General features: G+C 42.1%; 11 protein-coding genes. 10 read left to right on the forward strand and 1 reads right to left on the reverse strand.

Features of this window, described 5'->3' with window-relative positions:
* Positions 1-92: 92 nt before the first annotated feature.
* The 5 genes from HMPREF0659_RS00645 (at position 93) to HMPREF0659_RS00665 (ending at position 6,777) form a co-directional block, all read left to right on the forward strand.
* Complete coding sequence (locus HMPREF0659_RS00645) at positions 93-1,253, forward strand: MFS transporter (RefSeq protein ID WP_013264424.1); 1,161 nt, start codon at positions 93-95, stop codon at positions 1,251-1,253.
* A 7-nt stretch (positions 1,254-1,260) separates the two neighbouring features.
* Complete coding sequence (locus HMPREF0659_RS00650) at positions 1,261-2,142, forward strand: carbohydrate kinase family protein (RefSeq protein WP_013264463.1); 882 nt, start codon at positions 1,261-1,263, stop codon at positions 2,140-2,142.
* Positions 2,143-3,180: 1,038 nt separating this feature from the next.
* Positions 3,181-3,447, forward strand: a complete 267-nt coding sequence (locus HMPREF0659_RS00655; RefSeq protein WP_013264739.1) for a helix-turn-helix domain-containing protein — start codon at positions 3,181-3,183, stop codon at positions 3,445-3,447.
* A gap of 78 nt (positions 3,448-3,525) precedes the next feature.
* The gene (locus HMPREF0659_RS00660; RefSeq protein WP_013264941.1) at positions 3,526-5,070 is read left to right on the forward strand and encodes an arylsulfatase; all 1,545 of its coding nucleotides are present in this window, start codon (positions 3,526-3,528) and stop codon (positions 5,068-5,070) included.
* Positions 5,071-5,097: 27 nt separating this feature from the next.
* Positions 5,098-6,777 (forward strand): sulfatase family protein, encoded by a 1,680-nt coding sequence (locus tag HMPREF0659_RS00665; protein ID WP_013263887.1) that lies wholly within the window; start codon positions 5,098-5,100, stop codon positions 6,775-6,777.
* 456 nt (positions 6,778-7,233) lie between these two features.
* On the opposite strand, the gene HMPREF0659_RS00670 is transcribed toward HMPREF0659_RS00665, so the two are convergent.
* Positions 7,234-8,058 carry an alpha/beta hydrolase gene (locus HMPREF0659_RS00670; protein WP_036921713.1) on the reverse strand — a complete coding sequence of 275 codons (825 nt, stop codon included), beginning with the start codon at positions 8,056-8,058 and terminating at the stop codon, positions 7,234-7,236.
* A 327-nt stretch (positions 8,059-8,385) separates the two neighbouring features.
* Here HMPREF0659_RS00670 and HMPREF0659_RS00675 point away from each other — a divergent pair, with 327 nt between their 5' ends.
* From HMPREF0659_RS00675 to recG, 5 genes are all read left to right on the forward strand, one after another.
* Positions 8,386-8,922 carry an NUDIX domain-containing protein gene (locus HMPREF0659_RS00675; protein WP_013265001.1) on the forward strand — a complete coding sequence of 179 codons (537 nt, stop codon included), beginning with the start codon at positions 8,386-8,388 and terminating at the stop codon, positions 8,920-8,922.
* A 78-nt stretch (positions 8,923-9,000) separates the two neighbouring features.
* Complete coding sequence (gene topA / locus HMPREF0659_RS00680; protein ID WP_013264520.1) at positions 9,001-11,337, forward strand: type I DNA topoisomerase; 2,337 nt, start codon at positions 9,001-9,003, stop codon at positions 11,335-11,337.
* Positions 11,338-11,431: 94 nt separating this feature from the next.
* Positions 11,432-12,007 (forward strand): shikimate kinase, encoded by a 576-nt coding sequence (locus tag HMPREF0659_RS00685; RefSeq protein WP_036921970.1) that lies wholly within the window; start codon positions 11,432-11,434, stop codon positions 12,005-12,007.
* A gap of 88 nt (positions 12,008-12,095) precedes the next feature.
* Entirely contained in the window at positions 12,096-13,988 is a 1,893-nt protein-coding gene (gene speA / locus HMPREF0659_RS00690) for a biosynthetic arginine decarboxylase (protein ID WP_004358770.1), read from the forward strand.
* 586 nt (positions 13,989-14,574) lie between these two features.
* Positions 14,575-16,671 carry an ATP-dependent DNA helicase RecG gene (gene recG / locus HMPREF0659_RS00695; RefSeq protein WP_013264541.1) on the forward strand — a complete coding sequence of 699 codons (2,097 nt, stop codon included), beginning with the start codon at positions 14,575-14,577 and terminating at the stop codon, positions 16,669-16,671.
* The last annotated feature ends 6 nt before the right edge of the window (positions 16,672-16,677 follow it).

Below are 16,677 nucleotides of genomic sequence, written 5' to 3' on the forward strand. Positions count from 1 at the left end.
ACGGAATTTAAAACGTGTTTCTTGCGTAAAAACTTAACTTTGTAATCGATATTAAGACAATCACTTTACACAAAACTAAAAATTTAAAGATTATGTCGAAAACCAATAAGCTCGCTCTCTTGCCCGTAATGCTTTGTTTTTTTGCGATGGGTTTCGTTGACTTGGTAGGTATTGCCTCCAACTACGTAAAGAACGACTTGCAGCTGTCGGATTCTACAGCGAATGTCTTTCCGTCCCTTGTTTTCTTCTGGTTCCTTATCTTTTCCGTACCAACAGGTATGTTGATGAATAAGATTGGACGTAAAAAGACAGTGCTTATCAGCCTTGTTGTTACCTTATTCTCTCTTCTCCTGCCAATTTTCGGCGAGTCATACGGCTTAATGCTCGTATCGTTTTCATTGCTTGGAATAGGCAATGCGTTGATGCAAACATCGTTGAATCCACTGGTGTCAACGGTGATGAAAGGTGGAAATTTAGCTTCAACACTTACTTTCGGACAGTTTGTTAAGGCTATCGCATCCTTTATGGCACCTTATCTTGCTATATGGGGAGCGCAGGCAAGCATTCCAGCCTTTGGTCTCGGATGGCGCGTTCTCTTCCCAATTTATCTGATAATTGGTACAATTGCTACGCTGTTACTCTTCTCAACGCCTATAGAAGAAGAACCTATTGAAGGCAAAGCAAGCTCTTTTGCAGAATGTTTCAGCCTATTGGGTAAACCTATTGTGTTGCTTAGTTTCTTGGGTATTATGTGCCACGTAGGTATTGATGTAGGAACAAATACCACGGCGCCAAAGATTCTGATGGAGCGTTTAGGTATGTCATTGAATGATGCAGCCTTTGCAACTTCTCTCTACTTTATCTTCCGTACTATTGGATGTCTTACAGGTTCGTTCTTCCTTCGTGTGATGAATAATAAGTTTTTCTTTATTATTTCGGTTACGATGATGGCACTTGCTATGTGTGGAATGGCTGTGGGAACGTCAAAGACTGTACTGTTTGTGGCGATTGCTCTTGTTGGTTATGGTAACAGTAATGTATTCTCAATGGTCTTTGCACGTGCTTTACAGAGTGTTCCAGATAAGCAGAACGAAGTGAGTGGATTGATGATTATGGGACTTTTCGGTGGTACTATCTTCCCTCTCTTGATGGGATTTGCCAGCGATGGGTTCGGTCAAGTGGGAGCAGTTATTGTAATGGCGATAGGTGTACTCTACCTTTTTTCGTATATTCCAAAAATGAATAATAAATAAAACAGATATGAAACAGTTGATCGTTGGCCTCGGAGAGGCATTGTGGGATTGTCTTCCTGAGGGTAGAAAGCTGGGTGGCGCACCTGCAAACTTTGCTTATCATACAGGACAGTTTGGGTATGATTCGTTGGCTATTAGTGCTGTCGGAAATGACGTCTTGGGTAAGGAAACCCTCGATGAATTCGGTAAAAAAGGTGTAAAGTACTTGATGCCAGAGGTGGATTATCAGACGGGAACGGTGCAGGTAGAACTCGACAGTGAAGGTATACCTACCTATGACATCAAGGAGGGAGTAGCTTGGGATAACATACCGTTTACTCCCGAGGTTGAAGAAGCAGCCAAGAACTGTCGTGCTGTATGCTTTGGCTCACTTGCACAGCGTAGTAGTGTAAGCCGCCAGACAATACAGAAATTCCTCGAAGCAACGCCAAAGGATTGTCTCAAGATATTCGATATCAATCTTCGTCAGAACTTCTATACAAAGGAGATTATCACTAATTCGCTTCAGCATGCCAATATCCTCAAGATTAATGATGAGGAACTTGTGTTGATTGGTCGTCTTTTCGGTTATCCAGGTCTTGATATAGAGAATAAGTGTTGGCTGCTTTTAGGAAAGTATCACCTTGATATGCTCGTGCTGACTTGTGGTGTCAACGGTTCGTATGTCTTTGCGCCAAACCTCAAGTCGTTCCAAAAAACGCCAGCGGTTGAGGTTGCTGATACCGTGGGGGCAGGTGATTCCTTTACGGGTGCTTTCACTTCAGCCATCCTTGCAGGCATGCCAATCACCGATGCTCATAAGTTAGCAGTGGAAGTTAGTGCGTATGTCTGCACGCAGAATGGTGCTATGCCAAAACTCCCTAAGGAACTATTAGACAGAATTAAGTAATTTATTCCTTTCTCTGATACGTGATATTGTTTCCGTGTGGGAAATATTTGTTTATCGTACGTATCTTAACAGGCAAGGGATAAGTGGCATTTAGATAAAGTACATGGTCCGAATTGATTGAGTGAAGGATAACTTTTCTCGATTAATTCGGGCTTTTTTGTGTGCTTGTCTTGGATTTTTTTAGGTTCTTCCGAAATATGGACTGATAAACTAAAACGCTTATATAATAGGCACACGGAGTCACGGAGGGGACGGAGGTAATGCAATATCACGGAGATGCCGACGGCACAAAGAGCGACGGAGGTATAGAGTGTAGATACTTGAAAACTATTTTTGGGTAAATGCTTTGTATATAAATTGCTAATAGATTTGGCAAACAAACTCCGTGGCTCTACTCACCGACGATACCTCTGTTTCTTCCATTGCTTTGTTTTAATAATCCTCCTCCCCTGGAACCTTTTTCTTTTTAATACTCGATAAATTAACGACGACACTTTGAAAATTCATTACATAATTTTTGATAAAACACCCATAAATAAAGTTGAAAGCACATGAAAAAGGTAGGTTTGTAATCAACAGGATATCAGTTAGTTATAAAACAGTAACGCAAAAGGTGCTTAATTGGACTTCGAAAGGGCGTTAGTAAGGGTCTTAAAGGGCACCTTTTGCAAGTCAATTGGGCGTTAATTGGAAGCCAAAAGAGCATGTGTTGATTTTGAGTTAAGTGAAAATAGTTTACAAATATCAGGTAAAATGGGATTAGTGATATGGTCTTAAAACATTGTATAAGCCTTTATTCTAATTCTGAATACTAATCTTTCCGCAGTCTACATAGAATCCGTAAGCAGAGAAATGACGTCAAAAGATGTTCTTGAATGAACCGATAGAGTTTAAATAGAGCGTAAAAATTTATTAAAAGTTTACTCAAAAGTGAAAAATCTAACTATTAACACCTACCTTTGTATGGCTTTCTATTATGAGTAAATACAATTCTGGAGAGTGCTAAATTTTTTTTCTAATAGATCATAAAGAGTCGTTATGGTAAAGAATGAGCTATTCAGACAGTGTCTTGCAGCAGTACCTGCAGAACAAAAAGCCCAATTTGAACTTTCTTTTGGGATTGCAGAACGTATCCATGAAGTGTTATCTAAGAAAGGATTAACACAAAAGGACCTTGCAAAACAACTACATAAACGTGAGTCAGAAATATCTAAATGGCTTACGGGAAGGCATAACTTTACAATGCAAACTATCGCTAAGATAGAAACTGCATTAGATTGTCAGTTGATTAAAATAGCGCAATAAAGACTATACAGAAGTACAGCTAAGGTTGGACTTTTGTATCTTTTAGCCTAAAATAACGAAAACCTAAAACCTATAAATATGACTTCAACATTTGTAAAAACGCTCTTGCCACTCACTGCTTTTGGATGTGTACAAGGCAATGCTGCGACTCCTAAAAAACAACAAAAGCCTAACATTATATATATCATGTGTGATGATATGGGCTATGGCGACCTTGGATGCTATGGTCAGCAGTACATCCTTACACCGAATATTGACCGCATGGCAAAGGAAGGTATGCGTTTTACACAAGCTTATGCGGGTGCACCAGTGAGTGCTCCATCGCGTGCCTGTTTTATGACAGGACAACATTCTGGACATACGGAAGTAAGAGGAAACAAGGAATATTGGGCACCAAGTAAGCCTATCTATTATGGAAAAAACCGTGATTTCAGCGTTGTTGGACAACATCCTTACGACCCAGAACATGTTATCCTACCTGAAATTATGAAAGACAATGGCTACCGTACGGGTATGTTCGGTAAGTGGGCTGGTGGTTATGAAGGCTCTAAGTCAACTCCAGATAAGCGTGGGGTGGATGAGTTTTATGGTTATATCTGTCAGTTCCAAGCACATCTTTATTACCCAAACTTCCTCAATGAATATAGCAGAGAGCGTGGAGACAGTGCGGTAAAGCGTGTTGTGATGCAGAACAATATTGACTATCCGATGTTTGGTGAGCAGTATGCGCAACGTAAAGACTACTCAGCCGACCTCATACATCAGCACGCTTTGAGTTGGCTGAAGCGTCAGAATAAGGAAAAACCATTCTTTGGTATCTTCACTTATACGCTTCCTCATGCAGAGCTAACACAACCCAACGACTCCCTCGTGGCTTTCTATAAAAAGAAGTTCTTTGAAGATAAGACTTGGGGAGGGCAGGAAGGTTCACGTTATAACGCCGTAGAGCATACCCACGCACAGTTTGCTGCGATGATAACTCGCCTTGATGCGTATGTTGGAGAGATCCTTCGTACCTTAGATGAGCAAGGACTTGCAGAAAATACACTCGTCATCTTCACCAGTGACAATGGTCCTCATGAGGAGGGTGGAGCCGACCCAACCTTCTTCAATCGTGATGGTAAGTTGCGAGGACTTAAACGCCAGTGTTACGAAGGAGGAATTCGTATTCCGTTTATTGCCCGTTGGAAGGGACGTGTTAAGGAAGGAGTGACCAATGACTTGCCGTTTGCATTCTACGACTTGATGCCAACTTTCTGTGATGTGGCAGGTGTACGCAACTTCCCAAAACGCTATGTTAATAAGAAAAAGACTATCGATTATTTCGATGGAATCTCTATTTTCCCAACCTTGATGAGCGATGAAAAGGCACAAAAATGCCACCCACACCTTTATTGGGAGTTTGCTGAGACCAATCAGATTGGTGTCCGTATGGGAGATTGGAAGCTCATTGTTATCCGTGGTGTACCACATCTTTACAACCTTGCAACAGACCTTCACGAAGATAAGGACGTAGCACAGGAACATCCAGAGCTTGTTGATCAGATGGTAAAGATTATCTATCAAGAGCATGTTGACAATCCGTTATTCCCGATTACAATGCCGATGGAAAGGGGAAAATAAGGCTTAAACAACTAAAAACTATTCTATATGAATCAAAACATTACAAAGGCAATCTTGCCGTTGGCAGCACTGTCGTGTGTCCACGGTAAGATGCTTGCGCAGGATGTGGCACGTCCTAACATCCTTTACATCATGTGTGACGACCACGCTATGCAGGCAATTAGTGCATATGGTAGTCCTATCTCGAAGTTAGCTCCTACACCAAACATCGATCGTTTGGCACAACGAGGAATGCTCTTTCGCAACTGTTTCGTGGAAAACTCATTGTCAACGCCAAGTCGTGCTTGCTTGATGACAGGACTCTACAGCCACCAGAATGGCCAAAGACAGTTGGCTGAGGGTATCGATACAACAAAGACTTTCGTCCCAGAGCTGATGCAGAAGGCTGGTTACGAAACTGGAATCGTAGGTAAATGGCACATGATGTGTCGCCCGAAGGGCTTCGATTACTATTATATCCTCGATGGTCAGGGAAAGTACTATAATCCAAATTTCTGCACAACAGGCAACTACGGCAAGTATAAACAGGAGATGGGGTATGCAACAACACTGACCACACAGCATGCGATAGAGTTTCTTGACCATCGACAGAAGGACAAGCCCTTCTGCTTGTATGTGCATCATAAGGCACCACATCGCAGTTGGTTTGCCGAGCCAAAGCATATCGGAATGTATGATGGGGTAGACTTCCCATTGCCAAAAACCTTCTGGGATAACTATGAGAATCGCGGTTCGGCAGCTAAAACACAGAAGATGAATATTGAGAAAGATATGGAGTTAATCTTAGACTTCAAGATTCCAGAGCTTCTTGATACATCAGACGTGGAGAGTATGGCTTCTTATGCAGGTTTGATGGGCGAACTTGGTCGTATGACAGCAGCACAAAGAATGGCATGGGATAAGTATTATATGCCAAGAAACCGCCGTTTCATCGAAGCGAAACTCTCAGGAAAAGACCTCGCAGTGTGGAAGTATCAGAATTATATTCGTGATTATATGTCTGTCATTGCTTCGGTAGATGAGAGTGTCGGTCAGCTGTTAGATTATCTTAAAGCACATGACTTAGATAAGAATACCGTGGTTATCTATACCTCTGATCAAGGTTTCTATATGGGCGAGCATGGATGGTTTGATAAGCGATTCATGTATGAGGAGTCTTTACATACCCCACTTATCATTAGCTACCCAGGTCATATCAAAGAAGGAGTAGAGAATACTGATATGGTACAGAATATCGACTTTGCACCGACTTTCCTTGCTTATGCCGGTGTACAACAGCCAAAGGAGATGACGGGTAAGCCACTGCAGCCGCTGCTTGCAGGTAATAAGCCAAAGAACTGGCGTAAGGATTTATATTATCACTACTACGATTATCCTACTTATCACCTTGTTCGTAAGCACGATGGTGTACGTAATGATCGCTACAAACTTATCTATTTCTATGGTAAGGGCGGTATGCGTGCCGTGGAGGAGAATAAGTATCAGAAGATTCCGGGTACGAGTGAGTATAACTGTCTGAAGTATTTGAATGCTACACACTACTTCAACGATGATGCTGATGTAAGCTATTACGAGCTTTATGACCTGCAGAATGACCCTGACGAGTTGAATAATATCTACGGAAAGAAGGGTACGGAGAAGGTAACAAAGCTGCTGATGAAGCGTTTGAACGATTATCGTAAAGAACTGAAAATAGATGAATACTAAATAACCTTTTGCTTGGTTCGTTTAGAACTTATAAGTGTTAATGGCATGATAGAGGGTCAAGTCAATTCTTTCCTTAGTGTGATTTTAGGAAAAGATTGACTTGACTCTCTTTTTGATTTGTTGCTATTGGAGGAGAAAATGCAAACGTCTTTATTGCTGTATTATAACAATAAAGGTGTATTTATCCTGTGGAAGTCTTCTTTTTAGCCGTGAATTATGGGGAGGAGAATGCTCCGCACCACTGGTGCGGAGGCTTAACACCAATGGTGCGGAGGGCTAACACGAATGGTGCGGAGCATTAGTATAGCGAGTATCTATCACCTTTAGAAAGGAAAGACAAGACAAGAAAAAGGGATACACAGCCTGTGTATCCCTTTGTTATATTGTGTATAATTCAATCAAATTCTAATAAATCAAATTGGGGTTATCCCATTGAAGGATAAGGTTAGAATAGGTTTAGAAACTCTTCAACCATGCCTTCAAGTCCATCATCATTTCCTCATGGTAGCGGAAGCCAATCTTGCTGCCCCAACCGTGGCCGCCACCAGGATAAACGTGGAGCGAACCACGAACGTCATTGCGGTACAACTCGGTATAGAAGTTTACACCATTAGCTGGTGGAACAGTATCGTCGTCGTCGCTGAGTGCAATGAAAGTGCGTGGAGTCACACGGCTTACGTTCATGTCAGCACTGTATTTCTTCTCGTCACGCTTGCTTGGATTTTTACCAAGGAAGTTCTGACGACTTCTGTCGTGTCCGTAACCTTCCATCATTGAGATAACTGGATAGAAGAGAATTTGGAAGTTAGGCTTTGCCTCACCCTGACTTCTTGTTGCGATAGTTGCAGCGAGGTGGCCACCAGCAGAGAATCCCATGATACCAACATCATTACGATTAATCTTCCAGCTTGTTGCATTCAAGCGTACAAGTTTCATCGCCTGTTCAGCGTCAGACACTGGAACTTCTGGCTGACCATGTGGCATACGATACTTCAAAACGATAGCTGCAATACCTTGGTTCTGGAAGAATTCTCCCCAATCGTAGCCCTCTTTCTCCATAGAAAGCGTCTCGTATGCACCACCCGGACAGATAACTACGGCACGACCAGTAGCTTGTTTCTCCATAGGAAGGAATACGCGAACCTTGGCAGAGTCGTTTGGATCACCATTATCGTAAGGTGGACGTCCATTATAAAGTTTAATGTCGAAGACACTTTGAGCCGACATTGTCATAGTGGCAGTGGCCAACCCCATTACGAGGAAAAGTTTTTTAAAATTCATTCTATTCTCAGTTTATTTGTTTTGTTCGTTTATCCCCTCTCTTTTTCTACGATATTTGGGTAGATAATTGATTTACAGAAAACAACACGTTACTGTAACAAGAAGAGGAATAAATCGTGTGATTTTGAACATGTAGTTGCAAAGTTAACAAAAAGATACGATTTCAATAGTAGATGTTTAGAGTTTTTAGTATATTTGCAAGCAGAAATAATAAAAGGTATAGAGTATAAACGAATTTTAATAATTTCGTATGACTGTTAACAACTACCTTTTAGTTAGCTTTTTAAATGGTTACATCAATGTTCAAGAACAATATACAATCTCAAGATGCATGTATTAGATAAATTTCGGTATTGCCCCGTATGTGGAAGTAAACACTTTGTTGAACAGAATGAAAAAAGCAAACGCTGCGAGAGCTGTGGCTTTGAGTATTTCTTAAATCCAAGTTCTGCAGTCGCAGCATTTATTCTGAATGAGCAAGGAGAACTGCTTGTTACACGTAGGAAGTTTGAGCCCGGACGTGGAACATTGGACCTTCCTGGTGGTTTTTGTGATATTGGGGAGACGATTGGCGAGGCACTGATACGTGAGGTGAGAGAGGAAACTAACCTGACAGTCAAGGAAAAACATTACTTCTGTTCGCTTCCGAATAAGTATCGGTATAGTGATTTTGATGTTCCAACACTTGATGCCTTTTTTGTTTGTAAGGTAGAAGATGAGACTGTATTAAAGGCTGCTGACGATGTAGAAGAGGCAATGTGGCTTCCTTTGTCAGAGGTTCACACAGAGCAGTTTGGGCTCCGTTCTATTCGTCAGGCACTATACGATTTCCTGCAAATGGAGTCGAAAAACTTAAAAAAGTAGAAATTTTGCCTATTATATAAGGTGTAAGCAAAAAGTTTAAGTACTTTTGCGTCCTTGAAAAAATGTACAAGATTGATTATGCAAGAAAACTTGGTAATAGTAGAGAGCCCGGCAAAGGCTAAGACCATAGAGAAGTTTCTCGGTAAGGATTATAAGGTGATGTCATCTTATGGACATATCCGTGACTTGAAGAAAAAGGAACTTAGCATTGACCTCGACACGTTAAATCCTGACTACGAAATCCCTGATGAGAAGAAGAAAGTAGTCAGTGAACTGAAGAAGAGTGCAAAAGCTGCCGATAAGGTTTGGTTAGCTTCCGATGAGGACCGCGAGGGAGAGGCTATCAGCTGGCACCTTTGCGAGGTGCTGGGATTGGATGAGGATAAAACGAATCGTATTGTTTTCCATGAGATTACCAAGCCAGCTATATTGAAAGCTATCGAGTCACCACGTCGTTTGGATATGAATCTTGTGAACGCACAGCAGGCTCGTCGTGTACTTGACCGCTTGGTTGGCTTCCGTCTTTCACCAGTGTTGTGGCGCAAAGTAAAGCCTGCTTTGAGTGCAGGACGTGTGCAGAGCGTAGCTGTTAGATTGATTGTTGAGCGTGAACGCGAGATACAAAACTTCAATTCAGAGCCTTACTACCGCTTGAATGCAGTCTTCGCTGTGACCAGTGAGGACGGTTCAAAGAATGAAGTGAAGGCAGAGTTGAGCAAGCGTTTTAAGACACATGAGGAAGCATTAGCGTTCCTTGAACTGTGTAAGACTTCAAAATTCAAGGTTTCATCGATAGCTAAGAAGCCTTTGAAGCGTACTCCAGCTCCTCCATTTACCACCTCAACCCTCCAGCAGGAAGCTGCAAGAAAGCTCGGATTTACCGTAAGTCAGACGATGATGGTTGCCCAAAGATTGTACGAGGCGGGTCGTATAACTTACATGCGTACTGATAGTGTGAATCTTTCAGCATTGGCTATCGAGGGCTGTAAGACAGAGATAGAGCGACTCTATGGCGAAGATTATGGTAAAGTAAGAAAGTATCAGACGCATAGTAAGGGTGCTCAAGAAGCACACGAGGCTATCCGTCCAACTTATATCGATAATGTTTCTATCGAAGGAACAAGCCAGGAAAAGCGTCTGTATGACCTTATTTGGAAACGTACAATCGCATCACAGATGGCGGATGCAAAGATAGAAAAGACCACAGTGAATATATCACTTGAGTCAGAAGAAGGCAAGAATACCACCGATTTACAGTTTATTGCGAATGGTGAGGTAGTAGCTTTCGAAGGTTTCTTGAAGGTATATCACGAGTCAACTGACGATGACGAAAACAGTGAGGAGTTCTCACATGCACTTCCAGTAATGCATGAAGGCGAAGAGTTGGAACGTCGTGAAATCGTGTCAACAGAGCGTTATTCACAGGGACCAAACCGCTATACGGAAGCAAGTCTTGTGCGTAAACTTGAAGAACTTGGTATTGGTCGCCCTTCAACTTACGCCCCAACAATCTCAACGATTCAGCAGCGTGAATACGTGCAGAAGGGAGATCGCAAGGGTGAAGAACGTAAGTATGCTGTTGACTCATTGCTTGGTTTGAAGATTACCTCTAAGACAAAGAAGGAGATGGCAGGTGCTGATAAGGGTAAACTTATCCCAACCGATATCGGTATTGTTGTAAACGACTTCCTTATGGGTAACTTCCCTGACATCATGGATTACAACTTCACGGCTAAGATTGAGCAGGAGTTTGATAAGATTGCAGAGGGAAAAGCAGAGTGGAATAAGGAGATGAAGACCTTCTACCAGAGCTTTGAACCAGAGGTGGAGAAGGTGATGAATGCTCGTTCTGAGCATAAGGCTGGTGAACGCGAACTTGGTCTTGACCCTGCTACAGGCAAACCAGTGTTCGTAAAGATTGGTCGTTTCGGTCCTGTGGTACAGATTGGTAGTGCTGACGATGAGGACAAACCACGCTTCTCACAGCTCCCATCTGATAAGAGTATGGAAGCCATTACCCTTGATGAGGCTTTGGAATTGTTTAAGTTACCACGTAACCTTGGACAGTTTGAGGGTACAGATGTCGTAATTGGAGCTGGTCGATTTGGTCCTTATGTGCTTCATGATAAGAAGTATACATCGCTGCCAAAGGAGGAAGATCCACTCACGATCAGTCTTGATGCGGCTATCAATCTTATTCAAAAGAAGCGTCTACAGGATGCACAGCGTCACTTAAAGACCTTCGAGGAAGATGCTAAGATGGAGGTGATGAATGGTCGTTACGGTCCTTATATCGCTTATGATGGTAAGAATTATCGTATGCCCAAAAACCTTCATGATAAGGCTGCCGAGCTTACTTATGAGCAGTGTATGGACATTGTAAAGAATGCTCCGGAACCAAAGCGTAAGAAGTAAGTGAATATAGACTCACCTATAAGGGAAAGGAAGACATCCACCACGTAGTCTGATGATAACAGACTATAGGGTGGATGATAAATATATCGTGAGTATGACAGAGCATACAGAAGAATATAAACCGCTTCGCATTATTCTCATTGGTTATATGGGTGCGGGCAAGACGACCGTAGGCAGAGCCTTGTCAAAGGAGTTGAACATTCCGTTCTACGACTTAGATTGGTACATAGAGAGCCGAATGCGTAAGACGGTGAAGCAAATCTTCGATGAAAGGGGAGAGGAAGGCTTCCGTATGATAGAGCAATCAATGCTTCACGAAGTGGCTGAATTTGAGAATGTCATTATCTCTTGTGGGGGTGGAACTCCATGTTTCTTTGATAATATGGAGTATATGAATGGACAGGCTGAGACGGTCTATTTGAAAGCAGAGACTGATGTTCTGTACAAGCATCTGCTGATGGGGAAGTCTGTACGCCCCCTCTTACTCAATAAGACAGCTGATGAAGTAAACCTGTTTATTCGTGAACAATTGAAGCATCGCGAACCTTTTTACACAAAGGCTAAGCACGTTCTTGACGTGAGTCTTATGGATAGTTACGACAAGATACAGATTTCGGTTAATCAACTTTGCCAACTATTAAAGTTGAATAAAGCCAACAGTCTGAAATAAAATAGCTATTAATAGATAGTTAGAAACCAAATGCTCAAAGCAAATAATTGATTAATTCAAGATTATATATAGGGACAGAAGAACAGAAATGAAAAAGTGGACGATTGAAGATTCTCAAGAGTTGTACAACATCTCAGGGTGGGGTACATCTTACTTTGGTATTAACGAATCGGGTGATGTGTATGTAACACCTTGTAAGGACAATACACAAGTTGACTTACGTGACGTTATGGACGAACTCGCCCTGCGTGATGTGACACCTCCAGTGTTGCTCCGTTTCCCAGATATTCTCGATAACCGCATCGAGAAAACATCCTCTTGCTTTGAGAAAGCAAGGAAGGAATATGACTTCAAAGCAGAGAACTTCATCATCTATCCTATTAAGGTAAACCAGATGCAGCCGGTAGTTGAGGAGATTATCTCCCATGGACGTAAGTTCAACTTGGGCTTGGAAGCAGGCTCAAAGCCTGAGTTGCACGCTGTGATTGCCGTACAGTGTCAGAGCGATTCGCTCATTATCTGTAACGGATATAAGGATCAGAGCTATATTGAACTGGCTCTGTTAGCACAGAAGATGGGTAAGCGTATCTTCATTGTAGTGGAGAAACTCAATGAAATCGACCTTATTGCACGTGCTGCAAAGAAGTTGAATGTAAAGCCAAACCTTGGTATTCGCATCAAACTTGCTTCAAGTGGTTCTGGTAAGTGGGCTGATAGTGGTGGCGACGCTTCTAAGTTTGGTCTTACTTCTTCTGAACTCTTGCAGGCTTTAGAGACTCTCGACAACAAGGGATTGCACGATTGCTTGCATCTTATCCACTTCCATATCGGTTCACAGATTACGAAGATTCGTCGTATTCAGACAGCTCTCAACGAGGCTGCACAGTATTATGTGAACCTCAGAAAGATGGGTTATAACGTTGATTTCGTTGACTGTGGCGGTGGTTTAGGTGTCGACTATGATGGTACTCGTTCTGCAAGTAGCGAGAGTTCTGTCAACTATAGCATTCAAGAATATGTCAACGACTGCGTCTATACCTTTGTTGATGCAGCCAATAAGAATGATATTCCACATCCAAACATCATTACTGAGAGCGGTAGAAGTCTTTCTGCTCATCACTCTGTCCTCGTGATTGATGTGCTTGAAACTGCCTCTCTGCCAGAGATGTCAGAGGATTTCGAGGCAAAGGATACCGACCATCAGTTGGTAAAAGACCTCTACGATATCTGGGATAATCTTGATTCTCGTAACATGTTAGAGGACTGGCACGATGCTGAGCAGATTCGTGAGGAGGCATTAGAGTTGTTCTCTCATGGCTTAGTAGACCTAAAGACACGTGCTGAGATTGAGGCAATGTATTGGAGTGTATGCCATGAAATCAATAATTTGGCAAAGAATATGAAGCATGTGCCTGATGAGTTGCGCAATATGGATAAGCTTCTTGCAGATAAATATTTCTGTAACTTCTCTCTTTTCCAGTCTCTTCCAGACAGTTGGGCGATTGATCAACTCTTCCCTGTAATGCCGATCCAACGACTCAATGAGCGTCCATCACGTAACGCTACATTGCAGGATATCACCTGTGATAGCGACGGTAAGATTTCAAACTTCGTTGCAATGGGTCGCAGTAGTCACGTTCTTCCTATCCACGCATTGAAGAAGAATGAGCCTTATTACCTTGGAGTCTTCCTTGTTGGAGCTTATCAAGAGATTTTAGGTGATATGCACAACCTCTTTGGTGATACCAATGCCGTACATGTTTCAGTAAAGGATGGCAGCTATCATATCGATCAGATCTTTGATGGTGAGACGGTAGAAGAGGTATTGGAGTATGTTCAGTACAATCCAAAGAAGCTCGTTCGTCAACTCGAAATATGGGTGACAAAGAGCGTAAAGCAGGGTAAGATTTCACTTGAGGAGGGTAAAGAATTCCTCAGTAACTACCGCAGTGGACTCTACGGTTATACCTATTTGGAGTAAACTAAAAATCTCTTAGAAGAGTAGGGTAGCTGTAGTTATATCATAGAATTATCATTGACAATCTGTAGGGGCGCATAGCTCGTGCGTCAACCATGAACATTTCGTTTCGGACGCATGTACTGTGCGTCCCTACGTTTATTAATACAGAGCGTCATAATATGGTGTTTAAGTAGGTTATAAGGTATGTCTACCCTGCTGTTTATCCTCGTTCTTTCTAAAAGAAGCGTGCTTTTAGCGAATTATTTTCATGAAAATAAATATTTTTCTTCACGAAAATAAATATTTTTCTTCATGATAATAAATAATTCTTTTCATGAAAATAATTCAGAGTAAGTGGATTTCAACGTGAGAAAGAATACTAAATAATGGCTTTATTTACACATGATAGTATCCTTAAAGAGGGTTGTGAGAGTTGAAGAATAGCCGAATTAAGGGCTTATCAGTTAAGTGTTTATAGAGCAGTAAAGGTCAATAACAATCAATAATCATAATTCTAACGTAGAGATGAGAACGCCTTTCGAATAATGGTAGGTTAAGGAAGTAAACACAATTACGAGTCTGGAGTTATGTATTATGAGTTAAACGAATGGATATACTATCGCAAGACATAATGTATTTACCAGGTGTGGGGGCACATCGTAAGGAGATTCTGGGCAAAGAACTTGGAATCCATACTTATCGTGACCTACTGGAATACTTCCCTTACAAATATGTTGACCGTACAAAGTTATATCTTATTTCAGAGCTTTCGCAAGATATGCCGTTTGTGCAAATCAAAGGAAGAATCCTCAGCTTTGAGGAAACTGAGATGGGAAAACGTAAGAAACGTATCGTTGCACACTTCACCGATGGACATGGCATCTGTGATATTGTATGGTTTAATGGTACGAAGTATATCTATCAGAACTATCAAGTAAACAAGGAATATATTATCTTTGGCAAGCCTACCTTCTTTAATGGTAGGTTTCAGTTTACGCATCCTGACATTGATGATGCTTCTCAGTTGCAGCTCAATGACATGGGTATGCAACCCTTCTATGTCACAACAGAGAAGATGAAGAAGGCTGGTATCACTTCACGTGCCGTGGAGAAACTGACAAAGATGTTGATTAGTAAGCTTACTGAACCTTTAGAAGAGACACTCCCACCCTTCATTACAACCCATTTGCATCTCATCTCACGGGATGCTGCTATGCGCAAGATTCATTATCCAAAGTCGGTTGATGACACCCAGCGCGCCCGTGTACGTCTGAAGTTTGAAGAACTCTTCTACGTACAACTTAACATTCTTCGCTATGCCAGCGACCATCGTCGCAAATACCGAGGCTATATATTCAATAGGATTGGAGCACAGTTTAATTGGTTCTACTCCCATAACCTGCCTTTTGAACTTACTGGGGCGCAGAAAAGAGTGATGCATGAGATACGTGCAGACATGGCAAGCGGACGACAGATGAACCGTTTGTTACAGGGCGATGTAGGCTCAGGAAAGACCCTTGTAGCTCTGATGTCTATGCTTATTGCTATCGACAACGGCTATCAGGCTTGTATGATGGCACCTACGGAGATACTTGCAGAGCAACATCTCCAGACGATTAAGGAATTTCTCAAGGGAATGAACTTGCGTGTAGAACTGTTGACGGGTATCGTGAAGGGTAAGAAACGACAAGAAGTATTAGATGGACTCATCGACGGTTCTATTAATATTGTTGTAGGAACGCACGCCATTATAGAGGATAAAGTGCAGTTCCAGCACCTCGGTATGGCTGTTGTCGACGAGCAACACCGCTTCGGTGTGGAGCAACGCGCTAAGCTATGGAGTAAGAGTGAGAATCCCCCACACGTATTGGTGATGACAGCTACGCCTATACCACGTACGCTTGCGATGACCATCTATGGCGACCTTGATGTCTCTATCATCGACGAGTTGCCACCAGGACGTAAGCCAATACAGACGATTCACAAGTATGATGACCAAATGGCGAGCCTTTATAGTGGTATAAGACAGCAGATCAACTTAGGACGCCAAGTGTATATCGTCTATCCACTTATCAAGGAAAGCGAGCGTATGGACCTCAAAAACCTTGAGGATGGCTTTGAGGCTATGCAAGATATCTTCCCTGAATTCCAGCTAAGTAAGATTCATGGAAAGATGAAGGATAAGGAAAAAGAAGCCGAGATGCAGAAGTTTGTCAGTGGACAAACACAGATACTCGTTGCCACAACAGTGATAGAGGTAGGTGTAAACGTGCCTAATGCAAGCGTAATGGTTATTCTCGATGCCCAGCGCTTTGGGCTTTCTCAACTCCATCAGCTGCGTGGTCGTGTTGGTCGTGGTGCTGAACAGAGTTATTGTATCCTTGTTACCAACCACAAACTAACCAAGGAAACCAGAAAACGTATTGATATTATGTGCGATACAAATGATGGTTTTGAAATTGCAGAAGCCGACCTTAAGTTGCGTGGACCTGGTGATCTGGAAGGTACGCAGCAAAGTGGTATAGCCTTCGACCTTAAAATTGCCGATATAGCTCGTGATGGACAGATTGTTCAGATGGCACGAGAAGAGGCACAAAAGATTATCGACGACGATCCAACATGTCAAAAAATAGAATATAACATGCTCTGGGAGAGACTTAAAGCGTTAAGAAAGACTAATATAAACTGGGCTGCTATTTCATAGAAAATA

It is taken from the genome of Prevotella melaninogenica ATCC 25845 (assembly GCF_000144405.1).
Taxonomy (GTDB): Bacteria; Bacteroidota; Bacteroidia; order Bacteroidales; family Bacteroidaceae; genus Prevotella; species Prevotella melaninogenica.

What these genes read in the sequence shown, in the direction of transcription:
- HMPREF0659_RS00645 (WP_013264424.1), top strand. Translation starts at nt 93, where the DNA reads ATGTCGAAAACCAATAAGCTCGCTCTCTTGCCCGTAATGCTTTGTTTT.
- HMPREF0659_RS00650 (WP_013264463.1), top strand. Translation starts at nt 1,261, where the DNA reads ATGAAACAGTTGATCGTTGGCCTCGGAGAGGCATTGTGGGATTGTCTT.
- HMPREF0659_RS00655 (WP_013264739.1), top strand. Translation starts at nt 3,181, where the DNA reads ATGGTAAAGAATGAGCTATTCAGACAGTGTCTTGCAGCAGTACCTGCA.
- HMPREF0659_RS00660 (WP_013264941.1), top strand. Translation starts at nt 3,526, where the DNA reads ATGACTTCAACATTTGTAAAAACGCTCTTGCCACTCACTGCTTTTGGA.
- HMPREF0659_RS00665 (WP_013263887.1), top strand. Translation starts at nt 5,098, where the DNA reads ATGAATCAAAACATTACAAAGGCAATCTTGCCGTTGGCAGCACTGTCG.
- HMPREF0659_RS00670 (WP_036921713.1), bottom strand. Translation starts at nt 8,058, where the DNA reads ATGAATTTTAAAAAACTTTTCCTCGTAATGGGGTTGGCCACTGCCACT.
- HMPREF0659_RS00675 (WP_013265001.1), top strand. Translation starts at nt 8,386, where the DNA reads ATGCATGTATTAGATAAATTTCGGTATTGCCCCGTATGTGGAAGTAAA.
- topA (WP_013264520.1), top strand. Translation starts at nt 9,001, where the DNA reads ATGCAAGAAAACTTGGTAATAGTAGAGAGCCCGGCAAAGGCTAAGACC.
- HMPREF0659_RS00685 (WP_036921970.1), top strand. Translation starts at nt 11,432, where the DNA reads ATGACAGAGCATACAGAAGAATATAAACCGCTTCGCATTATTCTCATT.
- speA (WP_004358770.1), top strand. Translation starts at nt 12,096, where the DNA reads ATGAAAAAGTGGACGATTGAAGATTCTCAAGAGTTGTACAACATCTCA.
- recG (WP_013264541.1), top strand. Translation starts at nt 14,575, where the DNA reads ATGGATATACTATCGCAAGACATAATGTATTTACCAGGTGTGGGGGCA.